This is a genomic window from Micromonospora lutea (assembly GCF_016863535.1).
Classification (GTDB): Bacteria; Actinomycetota; Actinomycetes; order Mycobacteriales; family Micromonosporaceae; genus Micromonospora; species Micromonospora lutea.
The window spans coordinates 1-12988 of record NZ_BOPB01000032.1 but is presented as its reverse complement, the minus strand read 5'-3'; the positions used below and the strand labels follow the sequence as shown (position 1 = coordinate 12988).

The window sequence follows — 12988 nt, the reverse complement described above, 5'->3', positions numbered from 1 at the left end:
GTCGCCTTGGACGGCAGCATCCTGGGGGCTGTGCGGGCCCTCCCGCCGGCCGCCCCGGCTCAGTAGCGGATGTCGGCGGGCTGGTCGGAGAAGGGCAGGCCGGCCGAGCGCCACGCCTCCACCCCGCCGATCATGTCCGTCGCCCGGTGCAGGCCCAGGGCGCGCAGGCTCGCGGCGGCGAGGCTGGAGCTGTAACCCTGACGACACAACACGATGATCTCCAGGTCGTACCCGGTGGCTTCCGGGATGCGCCAGTCACTGGCCGGGTCGAGTCGCCATTCCAGCACCGTCCGGTCGATCACGATGACGCCGGGTAGGTCGCCCTGTTCCCGACGCTGTGCGTCGGTGCGTGTGTCGATCACGAGCGCACCCCGGGTCGCGGCCTGAACCGTCTCCTGCGGGGTCAACCGGGTCATGCCCGCGCGGGCCTGTTCCAGCAACGCCTCGACGCCGGGACTCATCACGGAATGGGACACGCCACGAGCATGCCCTCCGGTGGGCGGTTGTGCAGTCCGAAGTGGCCCGGGACAACCCGATCGGTAACGTCGGTGCCCGTGGTGGTGGTCTTCGAGGCGTACGCCGGCCTGGCTCGACGGGTGCTGGCGGGGCCGGCCCGGCTGGGGCGTACCCGGTTGGTGGCCGTCGACGGGCCCAGCGGCGCCGGCAAGACCGTCTTCGCCACTCGCCTGGCCGACGCCCTCGCCGGTGAGACGTCCGATGCCGCCCGCCCGCCGGTGGTGCACACCGACGACCTGCTCGACGGGTGGGACGACCAGCTCACCTTCTGGCACCGGCTGGAGGAGCAGGTGCTGACGCCGGTACGGGCCGGCCGGGCCGGTGCCTACCGCCGCTACGACTGGACGCGGCGGAGCTTCCTGCCCGCCCCGGTGCCGGTGCCGGTGGCGCCGGTGCTGATCGTGGAGGGGGTCAGCGCGGCCCGGGCCGCCGCCGTGGCGGACCTGACCCTGGCGGTCTTCGTCACCGCACCGCAGCCGTTGCGACTGACCCGGGCGGTCACCCGCGACGGTCCGGGGATCCTGCCGGAGCTGCGTCGCTGGCACGTCACCGAGCGCGCCCACTTCGCCGCCGACGGCACCGAGGCTCGCGCCGACCTGGTCGTCGACGGTGCCCCCGACCTGCCGCACCACCCGGCGGACTACTACTGCCGGGTCGTGTCGGGGCGGGGACGCGATGCTGGTCACGCCGTCCGGTAAGGCCGGCATACGATGCCGGTCATGACCACACCGATCATGAACGAGTCCGAGCTGCGGGAGGCCGTGGCGCGGGAGCTGCCCGGCGTACGCGCCGACCTGGAGCGTCTCGTCCGCATTCCCGGCATCGCCTTCGAAGGCTTCGACCACGCGCACCTGGAGCGTTCCGCTGAGGCGGTCGCCGAGTTGCTGCGCGGCTGTGGCCTCGACGTGGAGGTGGCTCGGGCCGGTGGTCAGCCCGCGGTCATCGGCTGGAAGGCGGCACCACCCGATGCCCCGACCGTCATGCTCTACGCCCACCACGATGTGCAGCCGATCGGCGATCCGGCGTTGTGGGAATCCGACCCGTTCGAGCCGGTGGAGCGGGACGGCCGGCTGTACGGGCGGGGCGCCGCCGACGACAAGGCCGGCATCATGGCGCACATCGCGGCGTTGCGCGCCTTCGGTGACCGGCTGCCGGTCGGCGTGATCGTCTTCGTCGAGGGGGAGGAGGAGTACGGATCCGACTCGCTGGAGCAGCTGCTCACCGAACACCGGGACAAGCTCTCCGCCGACGTCATCGTGATCGCCGACTCGACCAACTGGGATGTCGGCGTACCGGCGCTCACCACGTCGTTGCGTGGCATCGTCAACTGCTTCGTCGAGGTCCGCACCCTGGACCACGCCGTGCACAGCGGCATGTTCGGCGGTGCCGTACCGGACGCGCTCACCACCCTGGTCCGGCTGCTGGCCACGCTGCATGACGACGCCGGGAACGTGGCGGTGTCGGGGCTGGTCGGTCGCGAGGCGGCCCGTGTCGACTACCCCGAGGACCGGTTCCGGGCCGAGGCCGGGCTGATCGAGGGCGTGCAGTTGTTCGGCACCGGCCGGATCACCGACCGGCTCTGGACCAAGCCGGCGCTCGCCGTGCTCGGCATCGACGCTCCGGCCACCGGCGAGGCGCCGAACGCACTGGTCCCGACGGCCAAGGCCAAACTGAGCGTACGGCTGGCGCCGGGCGACGAACCGAAGCGGGCGTACGCGGCGCTCCGTGACCACCTGGAGAAGTACGCGCCGTGGGGCGCGAAGGTCGCGGTGACCATCGAGCATGACGGGGCTCCCTGCGTCATCGACGCCAGCGGACCGATGTTCGACGCGGCCCGGTCGGCCTTCCGTGCCGCCTGGGACGGCACCGACGCGGTGGAGATCGGGGTCGGCGGCTCCATCCCGTTCATCGCCACCTTCCAGGAGATGTTCCCGCAGGCGGCGATCCTGGTGACCGGGGTGGAGGACCCGCACGCCCGGGCCCACGGGCCGAACGAGAGCCTGCACCTCGGCGAGTTCGCCCGGGTCTGCCTCGCTGAGGCGTTGTTGCTGGCCAGGGTGGCCGAGGTGGGTCGCGGATGAACCCGTAACTTCGCACCTGCGGTGGCCGTTTCCGGTGTGTCGGACGCGGGGCTGTTGTAGCCTCTCGAACATGTGTACGAACGAGGTTCTGGCCCGCCTGGAGGCCGCCGTCATCGCTCTGGGGGACGTCGATGTCTCCGCGTGGCCCGACGACACGCTCAAGGAACAGCTCGGCGAGCTGTCCGCCGCCCTGGTCGCCCTGGATGCGTCGCTGTCCCGCATCGCCGACGGGGTTCGCGCGCGGGGGCTACGGATTGAGGAACCGGTGCCGGCCTGACGGTAGTCGTCGGAGCCGGACGCGCCGCCCATTGTTAGAAGGGCCCCCTCCTGTACATCAGGCGTTAATAGGGGGCCCTTCCTTGCACTCCTGGCAGGATGAGGGTGTGCGGTTCCTGGACCTGGCTGCCACCTCCGCGGCCGTCGGCGCCACCAGTGGCCGTCGGGCCAAGGTGGAACTGCTCGCCGCCGCCCTGCGCCGGCTCGACCCGCCCGAGGTGGCGGCGGGCTCCGGTTGGCTCGCCGGTGAGCTGCGCCAGCGGCAGACCGGTGTCGGCTGGGCCAGTCTGCGCGACCTGCCTCCGCCAGCGGCTGAGTCGACGCTGACCGTGTCGGCGGTCGACGCCGCGATCGACGAGATCGCCGCCGTGCACGGCACGGGTTCCCAGGCGCGCCGGCGCACCCTGGTGCACCGGCTCTACGCGGCTGCCACCGCCGACGAGCAGCGCCTGCTGACCGGGCTGTTCCTCGGTGAGCTGCGGCACGGTGCCCAGGCCGGGCTGCTCGCCGACGCGATCGCCCGGGCTGCCGGCGTTCCCGTCGCCGCCGTACGCCGAGCGCTGCTGCTTGCTGGCGACCTGCGGGCGGTGGCGGTGGCTGCCCTCGACGGTGGCGCCGCGGCGCTGGCCGAGTTCGGGTTACGGGTGGGCCGGCCCCTCGCGCCGATGCTGGCGCAGAGCGCGTCCACCGTCGACGAGGCGTTGGCCGCCACCGGACTGCCCGCGGTGGTCGACGTGAAGCTCGACGGCATCCGCATCCAGGTGCACCGCAGCGGTTCCGACATCGCCGTGTTCTCTCGCAGCCTCGACGAGATCACCGCCCGGGTGCCCGAGGTGGTCGCCGCCGTGCGGAGCCTGCCCGCGCGGGAGATCGTCCTCGACGGGGAGGCCATCGGGCTGGACGCCACCGGTCGGCCGTTGCCGTTCCAGCAGACGTCCAGTGCCGCAGCCCGGCGGGCCGGAGTCGGTCCCGCTGCGGGGGCAGCGGTCGCGCCGGCGGTACGAGCCGCCGCCGAACAGACCGGCACGACCGTGCTCACGCCGTACTTCTTCGATTTGCTTCACCTCGACGGGGTGGATCTGATCGACCTGCCGGGCCGAGAACGTTGGGCGGCGCTGAGCGGCACGGCTGATGCGTCTCTGCTGGTCGGGCGGCTGGAGGTGGACGACCCGGAGCGGGCCGGCGAGGCCTTCGCCGAGGCGCTCGACGCCGGCCAGGAGGGTGTGGTGGTCAAGGCACCTGACGCGCCTTACGACGCCGGGCGGCGCGGTGCCGCCTGGGTCAAGGTCAAGCCCCGGCACACCCTCGACCTGGTGGTGCTCGCCGTGGAGTGGGGCAGCGGTCGTCGCACCGGATGGTTGTCGAATCTGCACCTGGGCGCCCGCGACCCGGACGCCGGCGGGTTCGTGATGCTCGGCAAGACCTTCAAGGGGCTGACCGACGAGCTCCTGCGTTGGCAGACCGAGCGTTTCCTCGGCCTCGCGGTGGATCGCGGGGACTGGGTGGTCCGGGTCCGACCCGAGCAGGTCGTGGAGATCGCATTCGACGGTGTGCAGAGCAGTTCGCGCTACCCCGGCGGGGTCGCGTTGCGATTCGCCCGGGTGGTTCGCTACCGGGACGACAAGACGGCAGCCGAGGCCGACACCATCGACGCCGTCCGGGCGATCCACGCAGGCCGCCCAACCGGGTGAGCCCGTCAGGTGGCGGCTGGCGTATCGGAGTCGGCGGCCCGGTCACGGGGGCGTTCGTCGACCACCCCGGCGAGCCGGCGGGCCTCGCGGCGGGCGATCCAGCCGTAGCCGACCAGGGTCATCGCAGCGAAGATCCACCACTGTACGACGTAACCGAGGTTCTGCCAGTTGTTGGCGTGGCCGATCGACACCGCCCGGAACACCGGGTCGGCTGCCGGCGTCTGTTCGTCCAGCAGCACGTACCCGCCGTGCACCGGATACGGCAGCTCACCCGCGAGCTGGGGAACGGAGACCCGGCGGCTTTCCACCCGGCCGTCGCGTCGGGACACCTTGGCGTCGCCGCTCTCGCTCGCGTGCACCCGGCCCTCGACGGTCACGTCACCTGCCGGTGCCGGTGGCACGTCCGGCTGAGCCAGCGCCCCACCCGGTGCGGGTGGGATCCAGCCCCGATCCACCAGGACGGCAGTGCCATCGGCGAGCACCAGCGGGGTGACCACCTCGAAGCCGACCCGGCTGTCGACCGTGCGGCCCCGCACCAGGATGACGTTGTCCGTGTCGTACCGGCCGGTGACGGTGACCCGGGTGAAGGTCCGCTCCTGCGTCGGTGGCGCACCGACCGTGCCGGGACCACCGCTCGGCGCGGGCAGCGCCTCCCGCAGCGGCACCGGGTCCATCCGCAGGCCGGCGTCGATGCGCTCGTTGACCGCGGTTCGACCGTGGTAGCGGTCCAGCTGCCAGTTGCCGAGCAGCACCATCACCGTGGCGGCAGCCAGGGCCAGCACGAAAAGGCCCAGCCAGCGCGGCGTCAGCAGGAACCGGTACACGCCACGAGGTTACCCGTGTGACCGCCGCCACTGCGCCGAGCCGTCGCCGTACCCCCTCGGCGTGGCCGCCACGGGCTGCCGCAGGCAGTGGCCCTGTCGGAACCGGACGGTGGGCGTCGCGCCGTGGCGGAGCGTACCGGTGTCGGGGCGGTCCGCCACCGACCCGGCTGACCTGGACGGGACGCCGGTGGCGAGGGGTGCCTCTGTGGCCTCCGGTTCAGCTATCGTCACGCGGGCGGAGCGCGCCGACGGTCGGCACGCCGACCGCTCGCGAGGAGTCGATGATGACCGTCGTGCCGCGTCTGGTGCTCAGTGCCCCCTCCTCCGGACACGGCAAGAACGCGTTGGCGATCGGCCTGCTCGCCGCGTTCGCCGACCGGGGTCTCGACGTGGCGGGCTTCAAGGTGGGGCCGGACCAGGTGGATGCGGCGTACCTCGGGCTCGCCAGCGGTCGGCCGGGCCGCACGCTGGATCCGCGGTTGGTGGGTGTCGAACGCGTCGCCCCGCTGCTGCTGCACGGCGCGGCCGGTACGGACCTTGCCGTGGTGCAGGGCAGCATGGGGTTGTACGACAGTCTGACCGGCCGCAGCGAGACCGAGTCGACCGCGGCCATCGCCACCGTGCTGCGCAGCCCGGTGGTGCTGGTGGTCGACGTCGCCGCGATGGGCCAGTCGGTGGCCGCCCTGGTGCACGGCTTCCGGGCGTACGACGAGCAGCTGTGGATCGGCGGTGTGATCCTCAACCGGGTCGCCTCCGCCCGGCACGAGGCGCTGCTGCGCGAGGCGCTCGACGACATCGGCATCCCGGTCTACGGCGCGCTGCGCCGTCAGGATCTGCCCTCCGTGCTGCCGTCCCGGCGGCACGGGGTGGTTCCGGTGCTCGAAGGTGCCGGTGAGGCCACCCGAGCGGTCCGACGGTTGGGTGAGGCGGTGACCGCGACGGTCGACCTGGAGCGGCTACTCGGGCTGGCCCGCTCGGCACCGACGCTGGAAATGCAGCCGTGGTCGCCACTGGGTGCCGGCGAGGTGGCCGCGCCGCTGCCGGCTGGTGCCGCTCGCCCGGTGGTGGCGCTGGTGGGCGGGCCGGGCGGCAGCTTCAGCCACGCCGAGACGGGCGAGCTGCTGCGAGCTGCCGGCGCGGAGGTGGTCATGCTCGACCCGTTCACCGATGAGGTGTTGCCGGCCGGCACCCGCGCTCTGGTGGTCGGCGGAGCCCTCCCCGAATCGTACGCGGAGCAGCTTTCCGCCAACCGGCGGCTCTGCATCGCGGTCGCCGAGTTGGCCCGCACCGGCCGACCGGTCGTCGCGGAGGGTGCCGGTCTGCTCTGGCTGGCCCGGGAGTTGGACGGGTTGCCGATGTGCGGGGTGATCGACGCGATCGGCAGCCTCCGGGACGGGTTGGTGGTCGGCTACCGGGAGGCGATCGCCCAGGGCGACAGTGTGGTCGCGGTTCGGGGCGAGGTGGTGACCGGGCACAAGGAGCACCGGGCGGTTCTCACCCCCCGGGGTGGGCAGCGGCCGGCGTGGAGCTGGCCGGGCGGCGCCCCGGAGGGATTCATCTGGCGGGGTGTGCACGCCTCCCAGCTTGTTCCGCACTGGGCCGCGCACCCGCGGATCGCGACGCGGCTGGTGGCCGCCGCTGCGGCCGAGCCGGCCACGGCCCCGGTCGGGGTCGGCGGCGGTGTCCCGGCCGGGCCGGCGGGTGTCGCCCTGGGCGATCCGGCGGGTGCGGTGGCTTCCGGGCCGGCCGGTGGGCCGCCAGCCTGATCGTCAACCGACGATCCGATCCGACGGTGGGACGAAGTCCCGAACGGGTCTGCCCTTCAGGGCGTCCCGGAGGGTGTTCGCCACCGCCGCGATCGGGATCTGCGACTGGCCGTCACCCACCGCGTTGAAGGGATTGTCGGGGTCGGAGATGAAGCTGGCGGCCGCCAGTTCCGGCGTGTAACCGACGAACCAGGCCGATCGGGTGCTGTCCGTGGTACCGGTCTTGCCGGCGACCGGGCGACCCACCGTGCCGCGCACGCTGTCCGCCGTGGACCAGCCGCCGCAACTGCCCTTGGCCGGGGTGTCGCCGGTGGGGCAGCGGGCGGCGTCGGTGGCGGCACGCGCCGCGTCGGCGTTGACCACCTGGCGGCAGCGCGGCTTGGCGACCTCTCGTTCGATGCCACCCGGCGTGGTGTACACGGCCGGGGTGCCGTCCCGGTTGTAGATGGCGTTGACGGGCAGCGCCTCGCAGTAGCGCCCGTCGGCGGCGACCGCCGCGTAGGCGTTGGCCATCTCCAGCGGGGTGGCGTCGGACACGCCCAGGGTGAAGGCGCCCCACTTGTTGGCCTTGGCCGGGGAGGCATGGTCCCGGTCCACGTCGGTACGCCAGCGCAGCCCCAACTGCTCGGCGAGCCGGACGGCCCGTTCCGCCCCGACCTGTTCCTCCAGCCAGACAAAGTAGGTGTTCACCGACTTACCGAAACCGGACCACATGGTCTGGGTGCCGCTCATCGCGCCGCTGGCGTTGGAGGGCTGCCAACCGTCGTAGACCTCGGAGCGGTAGCTGTGCGGCGCATTGAAGACGGTGTTCAGTGGCATGCCCGCGTCGAGAGCGGCCAGCATGGGAAACATCTTGAATGTCGATCCCGCCTGGTATCCGGGCAGGTCGCCGCCGCCCATCAGCGGCGCCACCGTGTTCGGGTAGTTGGCCTTCACGTCGGGGCCGGCTTCGGGATTGGAGCTGAGCGGGTTCTCGTCCAGGCTCAACGAGTACCTGCGGTTCACGGCCATCGCCTTGACCCGCCCGGTGCCCGGCTCGGAGACCACGATGCCGTTGGCGAACGGGCTGCCGGTGTTGCCCTCGGTGCCGACGTTCTTCTCCGCCGCCGTCTGGATCTTCGGGTCCATGCTGAGCACGATCCGATAGCCGCCCCGGCGCAGCTTGTCCAACCGTTGGAGCCGGTTGTCCCCGAACGCCGGCTGGGCGCTCCACCAGTTCTTCAGGTAGTCGCAGAGAAAGCCCCAGCTGTTCCATTTGTCGGGCACCGCGGCGCAGTCGTTGGGCGGGTAGGTCAGCCGCAGCCTGATCGGCTCGCTCTTCGCCGCCTGGGCCGAGTCCGGCGAGAGGTAGCCGAGGCGCGCCATGTTGTCGAGCACGTAGTTGCGCCGGGCGGTGGCGTCCTTCTGGTCGGAGCTGGCCGGGTCGTACTGGGAGGGCGACTTGACCAGCCCGGCGAGGGTGGCCGCCTCCACCGCGGTCAGCTCCTTGGGCGTCTTCGAGAAGAAGATCTCGCTGGCGGCGTAGATGCCGTACGCGCGGTGCCCGAAGTACGCCGAGTTGAGATAACGCTCCAGGATCTCCTCCTTGCTCAACTCCTTCTCCAGGTCGACCGACATGCGCATCTCTTTGACCTTGCGCATCGGGGTCTGCGCGGTGGCTTCCTGCACCTCTCGCGGTGTGGTGGCGCTGTCCCGCAGCGCCATCCGGACGTACTGCATGGTGAGGGTGGAAGCGCCCTGGGAGACCCCGCTGGAGCGGGCGTTCGCCACGAAGGCGCGGGCAACGCCCTTCGGGTCCACCCCGTGGTGCTGGTAGAAGCGGTTGTCCTCGGCGGCCACGATGGCCTGCTGCATGTTGGGCGAGATGTCCGCCAGCTTGGTGTACTGCCGGTACTCCTCGAAGAACATGGTCAGCACGGTCTTGCCGTCGGGCGCGTACAGGTAGGAGGTCTCGGCGGGTAGGGCGGTGGTCAGCAGGCGGGTCTTGCTCTCCACGGCGTGCGCGGTGGCCTTGGCACCGATTCCGGTCACCGCGACGGCCGGGTACGCGGCGGCGGCGACGACGATACCGGCGATCAGCCCGGCACGGAGCAGAGGAACGAGACGACCAGCGGCAGCAAGGGGTCGATTGCTCACACCGCCAAGTTATGACATTTCCGATTCGTCCATGAGAAATACTCATGAAGTGACCGGTGGTGATGCGGCCCACCCTCCGGGTTGCTGTCCCGAGCGCCGCCTTCCCGGCAGGATCGCGGTCATGCACGGTCAGTCGACCACGACGTCCGGCGTGTTGCCGGCCGAGCCGGATCTCGCCCACCACGGTGACGCCGAGGTCACTGCGGACCTGGTCGACCTCGCCGTCAACGTGCGGCGCGCACCGCTGCCACCCTGGTTGGCCGAGCCGATCAGGGCCTCGCTGGCCGACCTCGCCGCGTACCCGGACCCCCGCCCGGCTCGTGCCGCGGTCGCCGCCCGGCACCGCCGGCCGCCGGAGGAAGTGCTGCTCACCGCCGGGGCCGCCGAGGGGTTCGTGCTGCTGGCCCAGGCGCTGCGCGGGCTGCGACGGCCAGTGGTGGTGCACCCGCAGTTCACCGAGCCGGAGGCCGCGCTGCGGGCTGCCGGGCACACCGTGCGCCGGGTGCTGCTCGACGAGGCGGACGGCTTCCGACTCCACCCGGACCGGATACCCGCCGACGCTGACCTGGTCATGATCGGCAATCCGACCAACCCCACCTCCGTGCTGCATCCCGCCGCCGACATCGCCGCCCTGGCCCGCCCTGGCCGGGTGCTCGTGGTCGACGAGGCGTTCGCGGACACCACCGCCACGCCCGGGACAGCCGCTGAGCCCGAGTCACTGGCCGCCCGTCGGGATCTGCCCGGGCTGCTGGTCGTCCGCAGCCTCACCAAGACCTGGGGACTGGCCGGGCTGCGGATCGGTTACCTGCTCGGCGAGGCCGCCCTGCTGCGCCGGTTGGCCGCCGTACAGCCGCTCTGGGCGGTCTCCACCCCGGCCCTGGCCGCCGCCGCGGCCTGCGCCGGCCCCGAGGCTGCCCGGGCCGAACGCACCATCGCCGCGCAGCTCGAGGCCGACCGCGAACACCTGGTCGCCCGGCTCAAGACCCTCCCGGGCGTACGCGTGGCCGGCCGACCGGCCAGCGCCTTCGTGCTGGTCCGGATCTCCGGTGCCGACCGGATCCGCGACCTGCTGCGGGAGCGTGGCTGGGCGGTACGCCGGGGCGACACGTTTCCGGGACTCGGCGTCGACTGGCTACGGATCGCAGTTCGGGACCGGGTGACCACCGACGCGTTCATCGAGGCGCTGGCCGAGATCATGGAGGCATGATGCTGGAAGACACCATCGCGGCAGTCGGCCCGCCCGACGAGGCGGCGATGACCGCCGCGCGGCAGTTGCAGGCACGGCTGACCAAGCCGGCCGGCTCTCTCGGCGACCTGGAGGAGTTGTCCGTCCGCCTCGCCGGTCTGGCCGGCAGCTGTCCGCCACCGGTGCCCGGCTCGGCGGCGGTGGCGATCTTCGCCGGCGATCACGGCGTACACGCCCAGCGGGTCAGTCCCTGGCCACAAGAGGTCACCGGGCAGATGGTCGGCAACTTCCTGGCCGGTGGAGCGGTGGTCAACGCCTTTGCCCGGCAGGCGGGGGCCTCGATGACGGTGATCGACGTCGGGGTGGCCAGCCCACTGCCCGTTGCCGACCCGGTGAACGCGGTCGGCGTCGGCGACCCGGACGGTGCGCTCGGCCGCGCGACCGGGTCAGGCATACCCCGGCTGATCAGCGCGCCCATCCGTCGCGGTACCCGGGACATGACCGTCACGGCCGCGCTGACCCGGGAAGAGGCGCGAGCAGCGGTCGAGGTCGGTATCGACATCGCTGGCGAACTGATCGCCGCCGGGGCCGGAATTCTGCTCACCGGCGACATGGGAATCGCCAACACCACCCCGGCCGCCGCCCTCATCGCCGCCTTCACCGGCGTGGACGCCGCCGAGGCGACCGGCCGGGGCACCGGCGTCGACGATCCGACCTACCAGCACAAGATCGAGGTGGTCCGGGCCGCACTGCGCCGGCACAGCCCCGATCCGGCGGACCCGCTCGGAGTACTGGCCGCCGTCGGGGGGCTGGAACACGCCGCGTTGACCGGGTTCGTGCTCGGTGCTGCCGCGCGCCGCGTACCGGTGCTGCTGGACGGGGTGATCGCCGGCTCCGCCGCGCTCGCCGCCGCAGCCTTCGCGCCGGACTGCGTCGCGGCCATCGTCGCCGGTCACCGCTCCGCCGAGCCCGGTGCGGCGGTCGCGCTGCGCCAACTCGGCCTCACCCCCCTGATCGACCTCGGCCTGCGGCTCGGCGAGGGCACCGGCGCGCTGCTGGCCCTACCCGTGGTCACCGGCGCGGTCCGGGTACTGCACGAGGTGGCGACCTTCGACTCCGCCGGGGTGGCCGAGAAGTGAGCGAGCGAACCACCGGGTTCAGCAGCGTGGCGCCCCGCGCCACCGGTGAGCGAAGCGTGGCAGCGGCGTGAGCGCCAACGCGTACCCCCTCGGGCTCCGGCTGGCCGGCCTCCGCGTGGTCGTGGTCGGTGGAGGAACGGTCGCCACGCGGCGAGTCCCGGCGTTGCTCGACGCTGACGCGGACGTACTGCTGGTGGCACCGGAACTCACCCCGGCGCTGCGCGCGCACGTCGACGCCGGACGGTTGCGGTGGGTGCCGCGCCGGTTCGCTGCCGACGATCTCGACGGTGCCTGGTTGGTGCAGGTCGCCATCGACGACCCGGCTGCGGCGGCGGAGGTCAGCGCCGCCGCCGCGGCACGTCGGATCTTCTGCGTACGCGCCGACGACCGGAACGCGGCGACGGCCTGGACCCCGGCGGTCACTCGCTACGGTCCGGTCACCGTGGCGGTGCATGGCGGCGGTGACCCCCGCCGCGCGGTGAGCGTCCGCGACGCCGTCCGGACCCTCCTGCAGGGCAGGACGGGACCGCTGTTGACGGATCCGGTCATCCAGGCGTCCCTGCGCACCCCGCGTAGCGGCACCGGCCAGGTCTTCCTGGTCGGCGCCGGACCCGGCGACCCGGAACTGGTCACCCTCAAAGGATGGCGGCTGCTCAGCGAGGCCGACGTGGTGGTCGCCGACCGGCTGGTGCCCGGACTGCTCCTCGACGAGCTACGCACCGGCGTGGAACTGGTGGACGCCTCCAAGATCCCCTATGGCCCGTCCCGGACCCAGGAGGAGATCAATCGGATCCTGGTGGACCGGGCGTTGGCGGGCGCGTCCGTGGTCCGGCTCAAGGGCGGTGACCCGTACGTCTTCGGTCGGGGTGGAGAGGAACTGCTCGCCTGCACGGCGGCCGGAGTACCGGTCACGGTGGTGCCCGGGGTGACCAGCTCGATCGCCGCGCCGGCCGCAGCAGGCATCCCGGTCACCCACCGATCGGTGGCGCACGAGTTCACCGTGGTGTCCGGACACGTCGCACCGGAGTCGCCGCACTCCCTCGTCCGCTGGGAAGCCCTGGCCCGTCTACGCGGCACGCTGGTGATCCTGATGGGCCTGAAGAACCTACCGTCGATCACCAACACGCTGGTGGCGCACGGGCGGGAGGCCGGGACGCCGGCTGCGGTGGTGCAGGAGGCCACCACCGGCGGTCAGCGGATCGTCCGCTCGACCCTCGGTGAGGTGGCTGACGCGGTGACCGCCGCAGGGCTGCGTCCGCCGGCCGTGGTCGTGGTCGGTGACGTCGTCGAGGCACTGGAGTCGGCTGAGCTGTCCTGATCGGCTTGCGTGGTTGCGGCTCTCGGGCCGGGGCGACGGTGCGTGGTTCGTGAGT

10 protein-coding genes and 1 pseudogene are annotated in these 12988 nt (G+C 72.4%); 8 read left to right on the top strand and 3 right to left on the bottom strand.

Annotation, left to right across the window (positions count from 1 at the left end):
- Positions 1–59: 59 nt before the first annotated feature.
- Positions 60–461: a rhodanese-like domain-containing protein gene (locus Vlu01_RS24630; protein ID WP_239096110.1), complete on the bottom strand. Its 402-nt coding sequence runs from the start codon at positions 459–461 to the stop codon at positions 60–62.
- Here Vlu01_RS24630 and Vlu01_RS24625 point away from each other — a divergent pair.
- The 4 genes and pseudogenes from Vlu01_RS24625 to Vlu01_RS24610 form a co-directional block, all read left to right on the top strand.
- Positions 396–1261, top strand: a pseudogene (locus Vlu01_RS24625) (uridine kinase family protein); the annotation flags it as partial. The gene Vlu01_RS24630 and the pseudogene Vlu01_RS24625 overlap by 66 nt on opposite strands.
- Positions 1251–2597: a dipeptidase gene (locus Vlu01_RS24620; protein ID WP_204003997.1), complete on the top strand. Its 1347-nt coding sequence runs from the start codon at positions 1251–1253 to the stop codon at positions 2595–2597. The pseudogene Vlu01_RS24625 and the gene Vlu01_RS24620, both read left to right, overlap by 11 nt.
- A gap of 70 nt (positions 2598–2667) precedes the next feature.
- The gene (locus Vlu01_RS24615) at positions 2668–2874 is read left to right on the top strand and encodes a hypothetical protein (RefSeq protein ID WP_204003807.1); all 207 of its coding nucleotides are present in this window, start codon (positions 2668–2670) and stop codon (positions 2872–2874) included.
- A gap of 106 nt (positions 2875–2980) precedes the next feature.
- Complete coding sequence (locus tag Vlu01_RS24610; RefSeq protein WP_204003804.1) at positions 2981–4564, top strand: ATP-dependent DNA ligase; 1584 nt, start codon at positions 2981–2983, stop codon at positions 4562–4564.
- Positions 4565–4569: 5 nt separating this feature from the next.
- Here Vlu01_RS24610 and Vlu01_RS24605 read toward each other — a convergent pair whose 3' ends face one another.
- The gene (locus Vlu01_RS24605) at positions 4570–5388 is read right to left on the bottom strand and encodes an SURF1 family cytochrome oxidase biogenesis protein (RefSeq protein ID WP_204003802.1); all 819 of its coding nucleotides are present in this window, start codon (positions 5386–5388) and stop codon (positions 4570–4572) included.
- A 284-nt stretch (positions 5389–5672) separates the two neighbouring features.
- On the opposite strand from Vlu01_RS24605, the gene Vlu01_RS24600 reads away from it, so the two are divergent.
- On the top strand, positions 5673–7154 hold the full coding sequence (locus tag Vlu01_RS24600; protein ID WP_204003800.1) for a cobyrinic acid a,c-diamide synthase CobB: 1482 nt from the start codon (positions 5673–5675) through the stop codon (positions 7152–7154).
- 3 nt (positions 7155–7157) lie between these two features.
- Here the strand turns inward: Vlu01_RS24600 and Vlu01_RS24595 are convergent, their stop codons facing one another.
- Complete coding sequence (locus Vlu01_RS24595) at positions 7158–9290, bottom strand: transglycosylase domain-containing protein (protein ID WP_204003797.1); 2133 nt, start codon at positions 9288–9290, stop codon at positions 7158–7160.
- Between the two features lie 121 nt (positions 9291–9411).
- On the opposite strand from Vlu01_RS24595, the gene cobC reads away from it, so the two are divergent.
- From cobC to cobA, 3 genes are all read left to right on the top strand, one after another.
- Entirely contained in the window at positions 9412–10497 is a 1086-nt protein-coding gene (gene cobC, locus Vlu01_RS24590) for an Rv2231c family histidinol phosphate aminotransferase CobC (protein ID WP_204003794.1), read from the top strand.
- Positions 10497–11615, top strand: a complete 1119-nt coding sequence (cobT, locus tag Vlu01_RS24585) for a nicotinate-nucleotide--dimethylbenzimidazole phosphoribosyltransferase (protein WP_204003994.1) — start codon at positions 10497–10499, stop codon at positions 11613–11615. Before cobC ends, cobT begins: the two co-directional genes overlap by 1 nt.
- 67 nt (positions 11616–11682) lie before the next feature.
- A complete protein-coding gene (cobA, locus tag Vlu01_RS24580; protein ID WP_204003792.1) occupies positions 11683–12933 on the top strand; it encodes a uroporphyrinogen-III C-methyltransferase in 1251 nt (416 codons plus the stop codon).
- The last annotated feature ends 55 nt before the right edge of the window (positions 12934–12988 follow it).

What these genes read in the sequence shown, in the direction of transcription:
- Vlu01_RS24630 (WP_239096110.1), bottom strand. Translation starts at nt 461, where the DNA reads ATGAGTCCCGGCGTCGAGGCGTTGCTGGAACAGGCCCGCGCGGGCATG.
- Vlu01_RS24620 (WP_204003997.1), top strand. Translation starts at nt 1,251, where the DNA reads ATGAACGAGTCCGAGCTGCGGGAGGCCGTGGCGCGGGAGCTGCCCGGC.
- Vlu01_RS24615 (WP_204003807.1), top strand. Translation starts at nt 2,668, where the DNA reads ATGTGTACGAACGAGGTTCTGGCCCGCCTGGAGGCCGCCGTCATCGCT.
- Vlu01_RS24600 (WP_204003800.1), top strand. Translation starts at nt 5,673, where the DNA reads ATGACCGTCGTGCCGCGTCTGGTGCTCAGTGCCCCCTCCTCCGGACAC.
- cobC (WP_204003794.1), top strand. Translation starts at nt 9,412, where the DNA reads ATGCACGGTCAGTCGACCACGACGTCCGGCGTGTTGCCGGCCGAGCCG.
- cobT (WP_204003994.1), top strand. Translation starts at nt 10,497, where the DNA reads ATGCTGGAAGACACCATCGCGGCAGTCGGCCCGCCCGACGAGGCGGCG.